This window comes from Muricoccus roseus, assembly GCF_900141905.1.
Taxonomy (GTDB): Bacteria; Pseudomonadota; Alphaproteobacteria; order Acetobacterales; family Acetobacteraceae; genus Roseomonas; species Roseomonas rosea.
On sequence record NZ_FQZF01000023.1, the window covers coordinates 1 to 13,288 of the forward strand.

General features: G+C 72.8%; 11 protein-coding genes and 1 pseudogene. 6 read left to right on the plus strand and 6 right to left on the minus strand.

Features of this window, described 5'->3' with window-relative positions:
* Window positions 1-239, minus strand: a pseudogene (locus BUB97_RS17685) (IS21 family transposase); the annotation flags it as partial.
* 121 nt (window positions 240-360) lie between these two features.
* Here BUB97_RS17685 and BUB97_RS17690 point away from each other — a divergent pair.
* Window positions 361-744, plus strand: a complete 384-nt coding sequence (locus tag BUB97_RS17690) for a polysaccharide biosynthesis/export family protein (protein WP_245818348.1) — start codon at window positions 361-363, stop codon at window positions 742-744.
* Window positions 745-876: 132 nt separating this feature from the next.
* Window positions 877-1,023, plus strand: coding sequence for a hypothetical protein (locus BUB97_RS26300; RefSeq protein ID WP_175562673.1), 147 nt, complete (start codon window positions 877-879; stop codon window positions 1,021-1,023).
* Window positions 1,024-1,066: 43 nt separating this feature from the next.
* Here BUB97_RS26300 and BUB97_RS17695 read toward each other — a convergent pair whose 3' ends face one another.
* The 4 genes from BUB97_RS17695 to BUB97_RS17710 all read right to left on the minus strand — a co-directional run bounded on the left by BUB97_RS17695 (window position 1,067) and on the right by BUB97_RS17710 (window position 5,879).
* The gene (locus tag BUB97_RS17695; protein WP_086062304.1) at window positions 1,067-2,824 is read right to left on the minus strand and encodes an ABC transporter transmembrane domain-containing protein; all 1,758 of its coding nucleotides are present in this window, start codon (window positions 2,822-2,824) and stop codon (window positions 1,067-1,069) included.
* Window positions 2,825-2,834: 10 nt separating this feature from the next.
* On the minus strand, window positions 2,835-3,404 hold the full coding sequence (locus tag BUB97_RS17700; protein WP_245818349.1) for a metallophosphoesterase: 570 nt from the start codon (window positions 3,402-3,404) through the stop codon (window positions 2,835-2,837).
* Window positions 3,405-3,701: 297 nt separating this feature from the next.
* Window positions 3,702-5,027 carry a DUF5666 domain-containing protein gene (locus tag BUB97_RS17705; protein WP_139281380.1) on the minus strand — a complete coding sequence of 442 codons (1,326 nt, stop codon included), beginning with the start codon at window positions 5,025-5,027 and terminating at the stop codon, window positions 3,702-3,704.
* 6 nt (window positions 5,028-5,033) lie between these two features.
* A complete protein-coding gene (locus BUB97_RS17710; protein ID WP_073137183.1) occupies window positions 5,034-5,879 on the minus strand; it encodes a DUF6502 family protein in 846 nt (281 codons plus the stop codon).
* Window positions 5,880-5,980: 101 nt separating this feature from the next.
* Here BUB97_RS17710 and BUB97_RS17715 point away from each other — a divergent pair, with 101 nt between their 5' ends.
* Window positions 5,981-6,700, plus strand: a complete 720-nt coding sequence (locus BUB97_RS17715; protein ID WP_073137185.1) for an ATP-binding protein — start codon at window positions 5,981-5,983, stop codon at window positions 6,698-6,700.
* A 50-nt stretch (window positions 6,701-6,750) separates the two neighbouring features.
* Window positions 6,751-8,139 (plus strand): dihydropyrimidinase, encoded by a 1,389-nt coding sequence (hydA, locus tag BUB97_RS17720; protein WP_073137187.1) that lies wholly within the window; start codon window positions 6,751-6,753, stop codon window positions 8,137-8,139.
* Between the two features lie 66 nt (window positions 8,140-8,205).
* On the opposite strand, the gene BUB97_RS17725 is transcribed toward hydA, so the two are convergent.
* Window positions 8,206-8,427, minus strand: a complete 222-nt coding sequence (locus tag BUB97_RS17725) for a hypothetical protein (protein ID WP_073137189.1) — start codon at window positions 8,425-8,427, stop codon at window positions 8,206-8,208.
* Between the two features lie 152 nt (window positions 8,428-8,579).
* On the opposite strand from BUB97_RS17725, the gene BUB97_RS17730 reads away from it, so the two are divergent.
* Together BUB97_RS17730 and BUB97_RS17735 are read left to right on the plus strand one after the other, a co-directional pair.
* On the plus strand, window positions 8,580-12,305 hold the full coding sequence (locus BUB97_RS17730; RefSeq protein ID WP_086062305.1) for a hydantoinase B/oxoprolinase family protein: 3,726 nt from the start codon (window positions 8,580-8,582) through the stop codon (window positions 12,303-12,305).
* Window positions 12,302-13,288, plus strand: a complete 987-nt coding sequence (locus tag BUB97_RS17735; RefSeq protein ID WP_175562674.1) for a Bug family tripartite tricarboxylate transporter substrate binding protein — start codon at window positions 12,302-12,304, stop codon at window positions 13,286-13,288. The genes BUB97_RS17730 and BUB97_RS17735 overlap by 4 nt, the downstream gene beginning before the upstream one ends.

A 13,288-nucleotide genomic window follows, 5' to 3' on the forward strand; every position in this document is an offset into this window, starting at 1 on the left:
CGCACCGTCCGCCTCCCCTTGCGGCCCTTGCCCGCCTCCACCCTCAGCCACTCCGACAGCTTGTCGGCGAACGGGTCCAGGCGGCTCGGGCGCTGGGGGACCTTGAACCGCACCTCCACGGCATCCGACCGCAGGTACTTGCGGATCGTGTTCCGCGACAGGCCCGTCCGCCGCTCGATCTCGCGGATCGGGATGCGGTCCCGGTGGTGCCACCGGCGGATCACGCTCAACAACTCCATGTCGATCACTCCGATAACCCCGGCCATCCGGCCGGGGAGGTGAACAGACACGGGTCATTTCTCAGCGAAAACTTCGGCTCCTACAGGGTCAGCTCTCAGTGCAAATCAACAGGAACTGGACGTGCTGCTGGAACCGGGCGACCTCATCGTCATCCCCAAGCGCCCGAACGAGGTCACGGTGGTCGGCGCCGTGCTGAACCCGGGCAGCCTGCAATTCGCAACGGGCTGGAAGGCTTCCCAATACGTGCGCGCCGCCGGCGGCGAGCAGCGTTTCGCCGATGTCTCCCGCGCCTTCATCGTGCTGCCGAACGGGCAGAGCGTGCCGGCCGGCCTCGGCAGCTGGCAGGCGGGTGGCCCGCCCATCCCGCCCGGCAGCCTCGTCGTCGTGCCGCAGGACCCCTCGCCCTACGAGACCTGGGGCTTCATCCGGGACCTCACCTCCGTCCTCGGGCAGATCTCGATCAGCTCGGCGGCGCTTGCCGTGATCGCGCGGCAGGCGAAGTAGGGCGGCGCATTTCGTGGCGCCCGCCGGGGCGGGGGTGATACCCTGCCCTTCCGGACGGCTCCGCAGCCGGTCAGGAATCCCCTGCGCGGCCGGCGACCGGGCATCCCTGTCCGATCAACCCTGGAGGCCGCCATGGACTCCCTCTCGCATTGGCTGCGCGGGCCGCATGCCACGCCTAATCTGGGCCTCACCGTGCTCACCCTGGCCCTGGTGATCCTGTTCGTTCTGCTCGAATACGCGATCGACTGGCCCATCGCCTTCCGCCGGAACGGGGAGTGAGCGATCCCCCGGGGGCGGCCGACGCATCCCCCGGGGCTCTCCTTCAGCTGCTGGCGAATTGCAGCCGCGCCAGCCGGGCATAGAGCCCGCCTTCCTCCACCAACTGCTCGTGCCGCCCCTCGGCCACCACGCGCCCGTCCTCCATCACCACGATCCGGTCCGCCCGCCGCACCGTGGCCAGGCGATGCGCGATGACCAGCACCGCCCGCCCGCGCGAGAGGCGGGCGATGGCCGCCTGCACCGCCGCCTCGCTCTCCGCGTCCAGCGCGCTCGTCGCCTCGTCCAGCAGCAGCAGCGGCGGGTCGCAGAGCACGGCGCGGGCGATCGCGATGCGCTGCCGCTGCCCGCCGGAAAGTCGTACGCCCTTCTCCCCGAGGAAGGTGCCGTATCCCTGCGGAAGCGCCTCGATGAAGCCGGCGGCATCGGCGGCCTCCGCGGCGGCGCGGATGTCCTCCTCCGCGGCGTCGGGGCGGCCGTAGCGGATGTTCTCCCGCACATCGGCGCTGAAGATCACGGGGTCCTGCGGCACCAGGCCGATCCGCGCGCGGATGGCGGCGGGATCGGCCGCGCGCAGGTCGACGCCGTCCAGCGTCACCCCGCCGGAATCCGGGTCGCGGAAGCGGAGCGCGAGCTGGAAGAGCGTCGTCTTTCCCGCCCCCGAAGGCCCGACCAGCGCCACCGTCTCCCCCGGCTCCACCACCAGGGAAACGCCATCCAGCGCCGGAACCTCCGGGCGGCTGGGATAGCGCAGCCGCACATCCTCGAAAGCAAGCCGTCCCACCGGGCGGCCCGGCGCCGGCGCCGGCAGGGGAACCGGCTCGGCCGGCGGGCGGATCTCCGGCTCCACGTCCAGGAACTCGCCCACGCGCTCCGCCGCCCCGGCCGCCCGCTGCACCTCGCTCCACAGCTCCGAGAGCGAGGTGACGGAGGTGGCGAGCAGCACGGCATAGAAGACGAAGGCCGAAAGCTCGCCGCCCGTCAGCCGCCCCGACAGCACTGCATGCCCGCCCACCCAGAGGCTGAGCGTGATGGCGCCGAAGCCGAGCAGGATGATCGACAGCATCAGGAAGGCCCGCACCCGCACGCGCGCGAGCGAGGCGGCGACGCTCTGGCCCGCGCGCTCGGCGAAGTGGCGCAGGTCGGCCGCCTCATGCCCATGGGCCTGCACGGTCGCCATGGCGTTCAGCGTCTCCTCGGCCTGGGCGCCGAGATCGGCCACGCGCTCCTGCGCCACGCGGCTCAGCCGCCGCTCGCGCCGGCCGAAGACGACCAGCGGCAGCACGATCAGCGGCGTGACGGCGACGACCAGCAGGCTCAGCCGCGCGCTGGTGAAGAACAGCATCCCCAGCGCGCCCAGCGCCGTGATCAGCGCGCGCAGCCATTGCGAGACCGCGGCGCCCACCAGCCCGCGCAGGATCTCGGTATCGGCGGTCAGCAGCGTCAGCACGTCGCCCGTCCGGCGCTGCTCGTAATGGCTCGGCGGCAATCGCAGCGCATGGGCGAAGACGCGGCGCCGCAGCGCCGAACCCACATGCTCCCCCAGCCAGGAGACGAGGAAGAAGCGGCTGGCGGTGCTGACGCCCAGCAGCACCACCAGGCCAAAGATCAGCAGCGCGTGGTGGTCCAGGCTGGAGGTGCCGCCCGTGCCGGAGAAGCCGTCATCGACGATCCGCCGCAGCCCCTGGCCGAGCAGCAGCATCAGCCCCGCCGCCGTGGCCATGGCCAGCACCGCGCCCGCCACGCGGAGAGCGTGCGGCCGTAAAAGGGGCAGGACGATCCGCAGCGCGGGCAGGCGGTTCATGCGTCGGGGCTCACGCATCCGGGGCAGTGCCCTCGGGCTTAGCACCCGCCATGCCGCGCGGCGCCGCGCGCAGGCCAGAGAGCCCCACCGGCCGGAAGCCACGCGGATCCACGCCCACGTCGAACTGCCGTGCCAGCGGCTTCAGCCGTCCATGCGAATGGCCGTGCAGGTTCCACGCCCCCTTGCCCTGTCCGTTCCAACTTCGGAATGGATAATGACACAGTACGAGCGCCTGTCCCTCCCGCTCCAGCTCCACATAGGGTTGCACGCTGACCCAGCCCGGAAGGGCGCGGATCGCCGGCGGGTCGTTGTTGCCCCAGACCAGATGCTTCTCCCCATGCAGCGATTCCAGCAGCCCCGCCGGGTCACGATGCCCGATGGCGAAATCCCCGAGATGCCAGACCTCGTCCGCCGGCCCGACCGCCGCGTTCCAGCCCTCCACCAGCGCTGCGTCCATGGCGGCGGTGGTAGCGAAGGGGCGGCGCATCAGGGCGCGCAAGGCGCCATGGCCGAAATGCGTGTCGGCGGTGAACCAGACGGGCACGCGCGCCTCCCTCAGCCCCGGTGCCGCGCGGGGCATGCAGGCGCTTCGTCAGAACGCCGCGGCATAATCCGCCCCATTCCCGGCGTTGGCACGCCGCGCGATGTCATTCGCCAATCGAGAGTTCCTTCTCGTGCCTCGCAGGCCGCCGGCCCCGCGGCGCGGGCCATCGCCCGGTCCGCGACGCCGCGCCCCCACCGTTGAGCCCCCGCCGGCCGGCCTGGCCGGCGTATCGGGGCCCCGGCCAGTCCAACAAGCCAGTCCAACAAGCCGGTCCAACAACACGCCACGCCCGGCGAAGTGGCCGACGGTCGCGCAGAATTCTTCGCGCCGCGCTCAGCGGAACCGGCCCGGTCCCTGCGCCGCCCCATCCGGCAGGCGCCCAGGCAGGGTGCCGTCGCCCCGCGGCGCATCCGCGCCTCTCGGATCGGGCGCTCCGCCCTCCCGCCGCGCCGCGCCGCCGCGCCGGTCGCCGCCGTTCCAGCGCCCGGCCCCGTCGCGCTCCATGCCCCGCCGGGATTCGAAGCGACGATCCGGCACCGGCGCCGGCTCCCCGCGCGCCGCACCGCCAGGCGCCGCACCAAGGCCGGAAACGCGGCCCGAAGCGGGGCCCGGGGGATCCCCCCCGCCGCGCAACCCGGCGGCCGAGAGCGAACGGCCCGCCCCCCCGCGCAGCTCCACCACGCGCCGCCCGGCTGCGCCCGGCCCCATGCCAGGCCCGGCGGAAACCGAGAGGCCGGGCCCCAGCAGCATCCGCCCGCCCCCGAAGCCGATCTGCGCCTCCATCAGCACGCGGGCGGTGCCGAGGAAGCCGGGCGGGTCGCGCATCAGCCGGTCCGGTTCCACCGAATCGGCCACCAGCAGGCCATCCTCCATCCGCCCCCGCGCCACCACCGGCCCATCCGGCGGCAGGGCCAGGCCCGGCATCAGCCGCAGCCGCAGGTTGCCGATGCGCGGCCCGCCCGCGCCGCGCGTGAGCCGGCCCATCACCAGGCTCGCGCCGCCGGCCGGGCGGGGGTCGATGCGGGTGGCCGTCAGGCTGCCATCCGGCGCCCACAGGCCGCTGACCAGCACCGCCTCCCCCACCGCCCAGGCCCGGCCCGCCGGCCAGGCCCCGGCCGTGGAGACGCGCTGCCCCGCCACGCGGATCGCCCCCTCCTCCGCCGCCTCCACCACGCCGCCCAGTTCGTGGCGCACCGCAATCCGGCGGGCCCGCAGGTCGGCTTCCGGCCCCTCGGCCCGCACCACCACCACCTGCCCCACACGCAGCGCCGCGGGCGTCGCCACCCCATCGACGAAGTCCACCGGCATGCCGGGGTCATAGGCCACGTGCAGCCCGTTCACGCAGATGCTGGCGAAGCCCGTGACCACGCCGACGATCCCCGTGCCGCCAATGCCGCGCTCCCCCTCCGGAGCCTCCGCGGCGGCGAGGACGCCCGTGCCGCCGATGCCGCGCTCGCCCTCGGCCAGCACCGGGGGACCGCCATCCGGGCCGATGCGGCACAAGCCGGGTTGGGCGGCGGCGGGCGCGGCGGCGGGCGGTGCCTCCGGCGAGCCCTGTGCACAGGCGGCGAGTAGTCCCGCCGCGGCGAGGCTGGCGAGCAGGCCGGCGGGCGGCCGGTGGTCAGGCCGGTGGTCAGGCCGGCGGTCGGGGCGGCGCATCGGCGCTCAGGCCCCGGACGTGACCGGCGGCGGCGCCGGCGGTTCGTCCTCGGCATAGAGATAGACGCCCAGATTAACGCGCCGCGTGGGCGCGCCCGGCTCCGCCTCCCCCTCCTCCAGCAGGGAAAGGGCGAGGCGGTTCATCTCCAGCAGCAGCCGCTGCGCGCCCTCGCGCCCCGCCGTCTCCAGCCGCGCGGCGGCCTCGGGCCGCAGCCGGTCGTAATGCAGGCTGCGATCCAGGAAGGGCGGTGCCGAGGCGGCCGAGATATTGGCCGAGGCGGCCGCCAGATGGTCGTGCAGGTTGCGCGCGAAGTAGAAGAGCTGCCCCTCCAGGTGCCGGTTCGGCAGGAAGGCCGTGGCGTCCAGCCGCACGCGCTCATCCGCCCCGATCGAGACGATCCCCTGCTCCACCCAGCCATCCAGCACGGCCCGGGGCCGCACATCGGTGGTGACGGAGGCCACCAGCGCATCGAAGGAGGGCTCGCCCGGCGGCGCCGTGCGCGGCAGCGGCAAGGGTCCCTGCGCGTCGGAATAGCCGGGCAGGCCGAGCCAGCGGGAGATCACCTGGCTGCCCAGCGTCACCACCTCCGGCACCTCGTCCGGCTCGGGCGAGGCCTCGCGCAGGCGCCGCAGCTCCTTGCGGTGCACCCCCGTGAGCAGGCTGATCCGGCTGTCGGTCCGCCCGCGCGCATCCTCCGCCATGCTCGCCGCCACCTCCACATAGAGGCCGCGCAGCAGCTCGGCGAACACCGGGAAGGTGAGGCCGGCCCGGATGAGCAGTCGCAGGAGCGGCCGCAGCAGGCGGCGGAGGGGGCGGAGGAGGGCGTCCGCCGGGGGAGGCGAGAGGGGCATGGAGACCGGACGATGCGTGTGGAACCCTTAACACGCTCGCCGCGTGGGAAGAAGTCCCACACCCGATTGACGTGGGAAATTTTCCCACATAGTGTCTGGCCATGCCCCGCACGGCTCCCCAGCAGGACCTCTCCCGCATGACCTATCTCTCCGCCCGCTCCCTCCATCCGGCCGCACCCTGGTCGCCGCTGCCGCGCCATGGGGGTCAGGAAGCGGAGACGATCTCCATCGGCCTGCTGCGGCACCACACGAAGAACGCCCTCCAGCGCATCCTCGCCGAGGTGTCCAAGGTGCGCGGGCTGGAGGAAACGCGGGACGGCCACCGCGTGATGGCGGAGCTGGAGCGCCGCGTGATGCTGAGCGCCGCCCTATCCAATGCCCTGTTCGGCCTCACCCATGCGCCGGGCGGCATGGAGGACCGGCTGCGCTCGGTCTGCGAGGCGACGGTGGAGCTGATGGCCGATCCCGACCAGATCCTGCGGCTGGAGGTGGTGGTAGAGGGCGAGTGCCCCGCCGCCCTGCGCGGCACCGTGCTGCGGGCCGCGCATGAGATGGTGGGCAATGCCGTGAAGCACGGGATGCATGCCCGCCTGCTCGGCCATATCCGCATCCGCCTCACCAGCGACGCGGCCTGGACCGGGCTGGCGGTGGAGGATGATGGCTGGGGCTATGCCGGCGCGCGCGACGGCGGCGAGGGGCTGGGGCTGCTGCGGGCGCTCGCCGCCCTGCATGAAGGCACCACCACCCTCCAGCGCATCCAGGACGGCACCCGCGCCACCATGGACCTGCCCCATGGCCCCCAGCCCCTGCCCATGGGCTGACGGCGCTGCCCCCCTCTCCTACCCTGGCCGGGACATCGAGGGATTCGGGCATGTACGACCTGGCCATCCGCGGCGGCACGGCCGTGTTGGGCGATGCGGTGGTCCGCTGCGACATCGGCGTCACCGGCGGCCGCATCGCCGCCATCGCGGACCGCATCGATGCCGCGCGCCAGGTGATCGATGCGTCCGGCCTCCTCGTCCTCCCCGGCGGCGTGGACACGCATTGCCATGTCGAGGAGCCCTTCCCCGAAGGCGGCCACCAGGAGGAAAGCTGGGAAAGCGCCTCGCGCTCCGCCCTGGCGGGCGGCACCACCTCCGTCGTCGCCCATACGCCGCAGTTCAAGGGCGGGCTGCTCGTGGAACAGCACCGGGCCGCCCGCGCCCGTGCCGCCCATGCGATGATCGACTACGGCTTTCACCAGATCATCGCCGATCCCTCCGACGCCGCGCTCTCGGAAATCCCCGCCCTCGTCGCCGACGGCGTGGGAAGCCTCAAGGCCTTCATGACCTATGACGCCCTGCATCTGGACGACGCGGCCTTCCTGCGCGTCCTGCAGGCCGCGCGCCGGCACGGGCTGATGGTGCATGTGCATTGCGAGAACTACGACGCCATCCGCCTCGCCACCGAGACGCTGATCGCCGCCGGCTGCACCGCGCCGAAATACCACGCCACCTCCCGCCCACCCTTGGTGGAACGCGAGGCGACCGGCCGCGCCATCGCCCTGGCCGAGCTGGTGGGCCAGCCCATCCAGGTCTTTCACGTCTCCTGCGCCGAGGTGGCCGAGGAAATCGCCCGCGCCCAGGCCCGCGGCCTGGCGGTGAAAGGCGAGACCTGCCCGCAATACGTGACGCTGACCGCGGACGACATGGACCGCCCGGGCTTCGAGGGCGCGAAGTTCATGTGCAGCCCCGCCCCGCGCCGCGCCGCGGACCATGAGGGCATCTGGGCCATGATCCGCCGCGGCGTGCTCGACGTCGTGACCTCGGACCATTGCGGCTTTTCCTACGAAGGCGACCGCGGGAAGGGGAAGAACGGCCGCGACGCCGCCTTCGACGCCATCCCCAACGGCATCCCCGGCCTCGCCGCCCGCCTGCCCATCATCTTCTCCGAAGGCGTCGCCAAGCGCCGCATCGACCTGCCGACCTTCGCCAAGCTGGTGGCCGAAAACCCCGCCCGCATCGCCGGCCTCTACCCCCGCAAGGGCATCCTCGCGGTGGGCAGCGACGCCGACCTGGTGCTGTGGGACGCGAACCGCCCCGTCACCCTCACCAACGCCCTCATGCAGCACGCCATCGACTACACGCCCTATGAGGGAATGCAGGTGACAGGCTGGCCCGCCGCCACCATCCGGCGCGGCGAACTGGTAATGCGGGACGGCGTGGTGACGGCCCGGCCAGGCTCCGGCCAGTGGCTGCCACGCGGGCCGGGCGTGGGCTGAACGGGTCCGGGGAGAGGAAGAATTCCTTCTTCCTCTCCCCGGGACAGCCCACCAGCCCTGATCCGCTTAGAAGGCGGGCCCGCGATTGTCCCCGGGCACGATCTGCTGCCCGGCGCCCGTGCCGGGGTTGCCGCGGATGATCGGGCCCGAGCCCTGTGCCGGCTGCCCGGTCCCGGCTCCCACGGAAGGTCCCCGGCTCCCGGCGGGAACGCCCTGTGAGCAGGCCGAGACGAGGCTGAGCCCGCCGGCCAGAACGATCATTCCCAGGATGGCGCGCGGCTTGATCATCGGATTTCGTCCTCTGCCCTGATGGCGGGCCGTGTGGCGGCCGCCGGGTTCTCCAGGCAACGCCCCCGCCCCGGCCCTGGTTTGCCCGCGATACGCTTTCCGCCCAGGGGGCCGCAGGCTAATCATCGCCGCGCCGCAGCAAGGGGTTCCGCATGTCCGCTTCCACCCGCACCGCGTCCCAGGGGGCGTCCCAGGGGGCGTCCCAGGGCGCGTCCCAGGGCGCCTGGGACTTCTGGGTGGACCGTGGCGGCACCTTCACCGATGTCATCGGGCGCGACCCGGAAGGGCGGCTGCACGCCCGCAAGGTTCTCTCCGAGAATCCCGGCGCCTATCGGGACGCCGCCGTGCAGGGCATTCGCCTGCATCTCGGCCTGGCGGCCGGGGCCCCCATCCCCGCCGGCGCGGTCGGCGAGGTGCGGATGGGCACCACGGTGGCCACCAACGCCTTGCTGGAGCGCAAGGGCGAACGCACGGCACTGATCACGACGCAGGGCTTCCGCGATGCCCTCGCCATCGGCCACCAGGCCCGCCGCGACATCTTCGCCCGCCGCGTGGTGAAGCCCGAGCTGCTCTATGCCCGCGTGGAGGAGATCGGCGGGCGCGTCCGCGCCGACGGCACGGTGGAGGCCGCGCTCGACGAGGCCGCGCTGCGCGTTACGCTGGAGGCACTGAAGGCCGATGGCTTCCAGTCGCTCGCCATCGTCTTCCTTCACGCCTGGAACTTCCCGGAGCACGAGGCCCGCGCCGCTGCCATGGCGCGGGAGATGGGCTTCGCCCAGGTTTCGGCCAGCCATGAGGTCGGGCCGCTGATCAAGCTGGTGGGGCGCGGCGACACCACGGTGGTGGACGCCTATCTCTCCCCCGTGCTGCGCCGCTACGTCGCGCAGGTGGAGGAGGAGCTGGACGTGGCCCGCACCGGCGCGCGGGTGATGTTCATGACCTCCGCCGGCGGCCTCACCGCCGCCTCCCTCTTCCAGGGGCGCGACGCCATCCTCTCCGGCCCGGCCGGCGGCGTGGTGGCGCTGGCGCGCACGGGGGCGGAGGCCGGCTTCGACAAGGTCATCGGCTTCGACATGGGCGGCACCTCCACCGATGTCGCCCATTACGCCGGCCAGTTCGAGCGCGCGCTGGAGACGGAAGTGGCGGGCGTGCGGATGCGCGCGCCGATGATGCTGATCCATACCGTGGCGGCCGGCGGCGGCAGCATCGTGCGCTATGCCGATGGCCGCCTGCGCGTCGGCCCGGAAAGCGCGGGCGCCAATCCTGGCCCGGCCTGCTACCGTCGCGGCGGCCCGCTCACCGTCACCGACTGCAACGTGATGACGGGCAAGCTGCTGCCCGACCTCTTCCCCTCCATCTTCGGGCCGAACCAGGACCAGCCGCTGGACGTGGACGCCGTGCGCGCGGGCTTCGCGGCGCTGGCGGCCGAGCTGGGCGGGCACCGCTCGCCGGAATCGGTCGCCGACGGCGCGTTGCGCATCGCGGTCGCCGGCATGGCGGAGGCCATCAAGACCATCTCCGTCCAGCGCGGCTACGACATCACCAAATACGTGCTGAACGCCTTCGGCGGCGCCTCCGGCCAGCATGCCTGCCTGGTGGCGGATGCGCTGGCGGTGACGCGCGTGCTTATCCACCCCTTCTCCGGCCTTCTCTCGGCCTATGGCATGGGGCTCGCCGATATCCGCGCGGTGCGCCAGCGCACGCTGGACCAGCCGCTGGCGGATGAGGCGCTGGGCCGGAGCGCGCCCGCCATCCAGTCCCTCGCCGCCGAGGCGCGCACGGAGGTTCTTGGGCAGGGCGTGGAGGCCGCGTCGCTCGCCACCCGCATCGTCCTCCAGCTCCGCTACGCCGGCACCGACACGCCCCTCGAAATCCCCGCCCTGGACATCCCGGGTGAGGAGGACGTGGCCCAGGCCGCCGGCACGCTACGCGCCGATGCCCTGCGCGAAGCCTTCGAGGCCGCGCATCTCGCCCGCTTCGGCTTCACCGATCCCTCACGAGCCGTGGTGGTCGAAGCCGCCCTGGCCGAGGCCGCGGGCGGCGGCGCTTCCGCCGCTCCCGCCGCGCGCGCGGCCGAAGGCGCCATGGCCGAGCCCCTGCGCACCACCCGCCTCTTCTCCAACGGCACCTGGCACGAGGCCGCGGTCTATCGGCGTGAATCCCTGCGCCCCGCCCAGCCCATCCCCGGCCCCGCGCTGATCATCGAGGCGAACCAGACCGTGGTGGTGGAACCCGGCTGGTCCGTGGTGCTCACCCCCGCCGACCACCTCGTGCTGGACCGCGTGGAGCCCCTGCCCCGCACCGCGGCGCTGGGCACCGAGGCGGACCCGGTGATGCTGGAGATCTTCAACAACCTCTTCCGCTCCATCGCCGAGCAGATGGGCGTGGCGCTGCAGAACACCGCCAGCTCCGTGAACATCAAGGAGCGGCTGGACTTCTCCTGCGCGGTCTTCGACGCGAAGGGCGGGCTCGTCTCCAACGCGCCGCACATCCCCGTCCATCTCGGCTCGATGGATGGCAGCGTGGAGAGCGTCATCCGCGCGAACCCGAACCCCAGGCCCGGCGATGTCTGGGCCATCAACGCCCCCTATAACGGCGGCACCCACCTGCCCGACATCACCGTCTGCACCCCCGTGTTCGGGAAGGATGGCGCGGTGATCTTCTGGGTCGCCTCGCGCGGGCACCATGCCGATATCGGCGGCACCGCCCCTGGCTCCATGTCACCCGATGCGAGGACGATCGAGCAGGAGGGCGTCTATATCGACAACCTCCACCTCGTGGAGCAGGGGCGCTTCCGCGAGGGGGCCGCGCTGGCGCTGCTGACCGGCGCGACCTACCCCGCCCGCAACCCGCCGCAGAACATCGCGGACCTCAAGGCCCAGGTCGCCGCCAATGCCCGCGGCGCGGCGGAGCTGCTGCGTGCCGTGGAAAGCTTCGGCGCGGATGTCGTGCACGCCTACATGGCCCATGTGCAGGACAACGCGGCCGAAAGCGTGCGCCGCGTGCTGGACCGGCTGCCGGAGGATTCCTCCTTCGACTACGCGATGGATTCCGGCCGCCGCGTGCGCGTGCGCATCACCGTGGACCGCGCGGCGCGGGAGGCCACGGTGGACTTCACCGGAACCTCCGCGCAGCAGCCGGACAACTTCAACGCGCCCCGCCCCGTCACCCGCGCGGCCGTGCTCTACTGCTTCCGCCTGCTGGTGGATTCCGACATCCCGATGAATGCCGGTTGCCTCCGCCCCATCCGCATCGTCGTGCCGGAAGCTTCCATGCTCTCCCCGCAATGGCCGGCCGCGGTCGTTGCCGGCAATGTGGAGGTGTCGCAGGCCGTCACCTCCGCGCTGCTCGCCGCCACGGGCTCCCTCGCGCCGGCGCAGAGCACGATGAACAATCTCACCTTCGGCAACGACACCTACCAGTATTACGAGACCATCTGCTCCGGCGCCCCGGCGGGCGAAGGCTTCGACGGCGCGCCGGGCGTGCAGACGCACATGACCAATTCCCGCCTGACCGATCCCGAGATCCTGGAGACCCGCTTCCCCGTGGTGCTGGAGGAATTCTCCATCCGCCCAGGCTCCGGCGGGAAGGGCAAGTGGTGCGCGGGAGACGGCACCCGCCGCACCATCCGCTTCCTGGAGGAGATGGAGGTCGCCATCCTCGCCGGCCACCGGGAGGTGCCGCCGCCCGGCCTTTTCGGCGGGGAACCGGGGGAGCGCGGGCAGAACCTGGTGCGCCGCCTGGACGGCCGCATCGAGACCCTGCCAGGCTGCGCCCGCTCTGCACTCCGGGCGGGGGAGGCCGTCACGATCATCACTCCCACGGGCGGCGGTTTTGGGCCATGGAACGAGCGCAAGAACGAAAAGGCCCGGGAATGATCGATCGCCGCACGCTGCTCGGCGCAGGCCTCGCCTGGCCGGCCCTGACCCTCTCCGGGCTGGATGCCGCGGCGGCGCAGGAGGGGCGCACCACGCGCCTTCTCGTCGGCTTTCCCCCGGGCGGCGGGCTGGACGTCATCGCCCGCCTCCTGGCCTCACGCCTGAACGCCACCGGCCAGCCCGTGGTGGTGGAGAACCGCCCCGGCGCGGGCAGCCTCGTGGCCGCCGAGGCCCTGGCCCAGTCCCCGCCGGACGGCACGGTGCTGATGGCCGCGCCCATCGTGGTCTCGGCCTTCTTTCCCTTCATCCACCAGCGCCTGAGCTTCGACCCGCTGAAGGACCTGGCGCCGGTCACCATGATCGGCACCTTCAACTTCGCCCTCGTCGTCCGCGGCGACCATCCGGCCCGGAACCTCGGGGAATTCGTTGAATGGGCGCGGGCGCGCGGGACGTCGGTGAATGTCGGCTCCATCTCCCCGGGCACGCCCTCCCACTTCCTCGGCGTGCTGTTCAACCGCATCGCGGGCACGGCGATGACCCATGTGCCCTATCGCGGCTCCTCCCCGCTCCAGGCCGCCCTGCTGGCAGGGGAGGTGCATTGCGCCTTCGACACCACGGCCAGCACGCTCGGCCAGCTGCGGGACGGCGCCATGCGCGCGCTGGCGGTCACCGGCGCCACGCGCACGGCCACCCTGCCCGAGGTGCCCTCCTTCGCCGAAGCCGGCCCGCCGCTGGCCGAGATGGCGGCCGCGGAGTTCTGGTACGGGGTCTACGCCCCGGGGCGCACGCCGGAGGAGACGCGGAACCGCTGGGCCACCGTGCTGGGCGGCATCCTGCGTGAGGCCGCCACCGCCGCACGCCTGCTGGACATGGACCTCACCCCCCGCCCGATGACCCCCGCCGAATTCGGCGCCGTCATCGCCGCCGATGCTGCGCGCTGGGAGCCGGTGATCCGCGCCTCCGGCTTCACCGTGAACAACTAG

Excerpts from the sequence above, each read along its gene's own strand:
- BUB97_RS17715 (WP_073137185.1), top strand. The coding sequence starts at position 5,981 with ATGCCCCGCACGGCTCCCCAGCAGGACCTCTCCCGCATGACCTATCTC.
- BUB97_RS17735 (WP_175562674.1), top strand. The coding sequence starts at position 12,302 with ATGATCGATCGCCGCACGCTGCTCGGCGCAGGCCTCGCCTGGCCGGCC.
- BUB97_RS17725 (WP_073137189.1), bottom strand. The coding sequence starts at position 8,427 with ATGATCAAGCCGCGCGCCATCCTGGGAATGATCGTTCTGGCCGGCGGG.
- BUB97_RS17705 (WP_139281380.1), bottom strand. The coding sequence starts at position 5,027 with ATGCGCCGCCCCGACCGCCGGCCTGACCACCGGCCTGACCACCGGCCG.
- BUB97_RS17700 (WP_245818349.1), bottom strand. The coding sequence starts at position 3,404 with ATGCCCCGCGCGGCACCGGGGCTGAGGGAGGCGCGCGTGCCCGTCTGG.
- BUB97_RS17710 (WP_073137183.1), bottom strand. The coding sequence starts at position 5,879 with ATGCCCCTCTCGCCTCCCCCGGCGGACGCCCTCCTCCGCCCCCTCCGC.
- BUB97_RS26300 (WP_175562673.1), top strand. The coding sequence starts at position 877 with ATGGACTCCCTCTCGCATTGGCTGCGCGGGCCGCATGCCACGCCTAAT.
- BUB97_RS17695 (WP_086062304.1), bottom strand. The coding sequence starts at position 2,824 with ATGAACCGCCTGCCCGCGCTGCGGATCGTCCTGCCCCTTTTACGGCCG.
- BUB97_RS17730 (WP_086062305.1), top strand. The coding sequence starts at position 8,580 with ATGTCCGCTTCCACCCGCACCGCGTCCCAGGGGGCGTCCCAGGGGGCG.
- hydA (WP_073137187.1), top strand. The coding sequence starts at position 6,751 with ATGTACGACCTGGCCATCCGCGGCGGCACGGCCGTGTTGGGCGATGCG.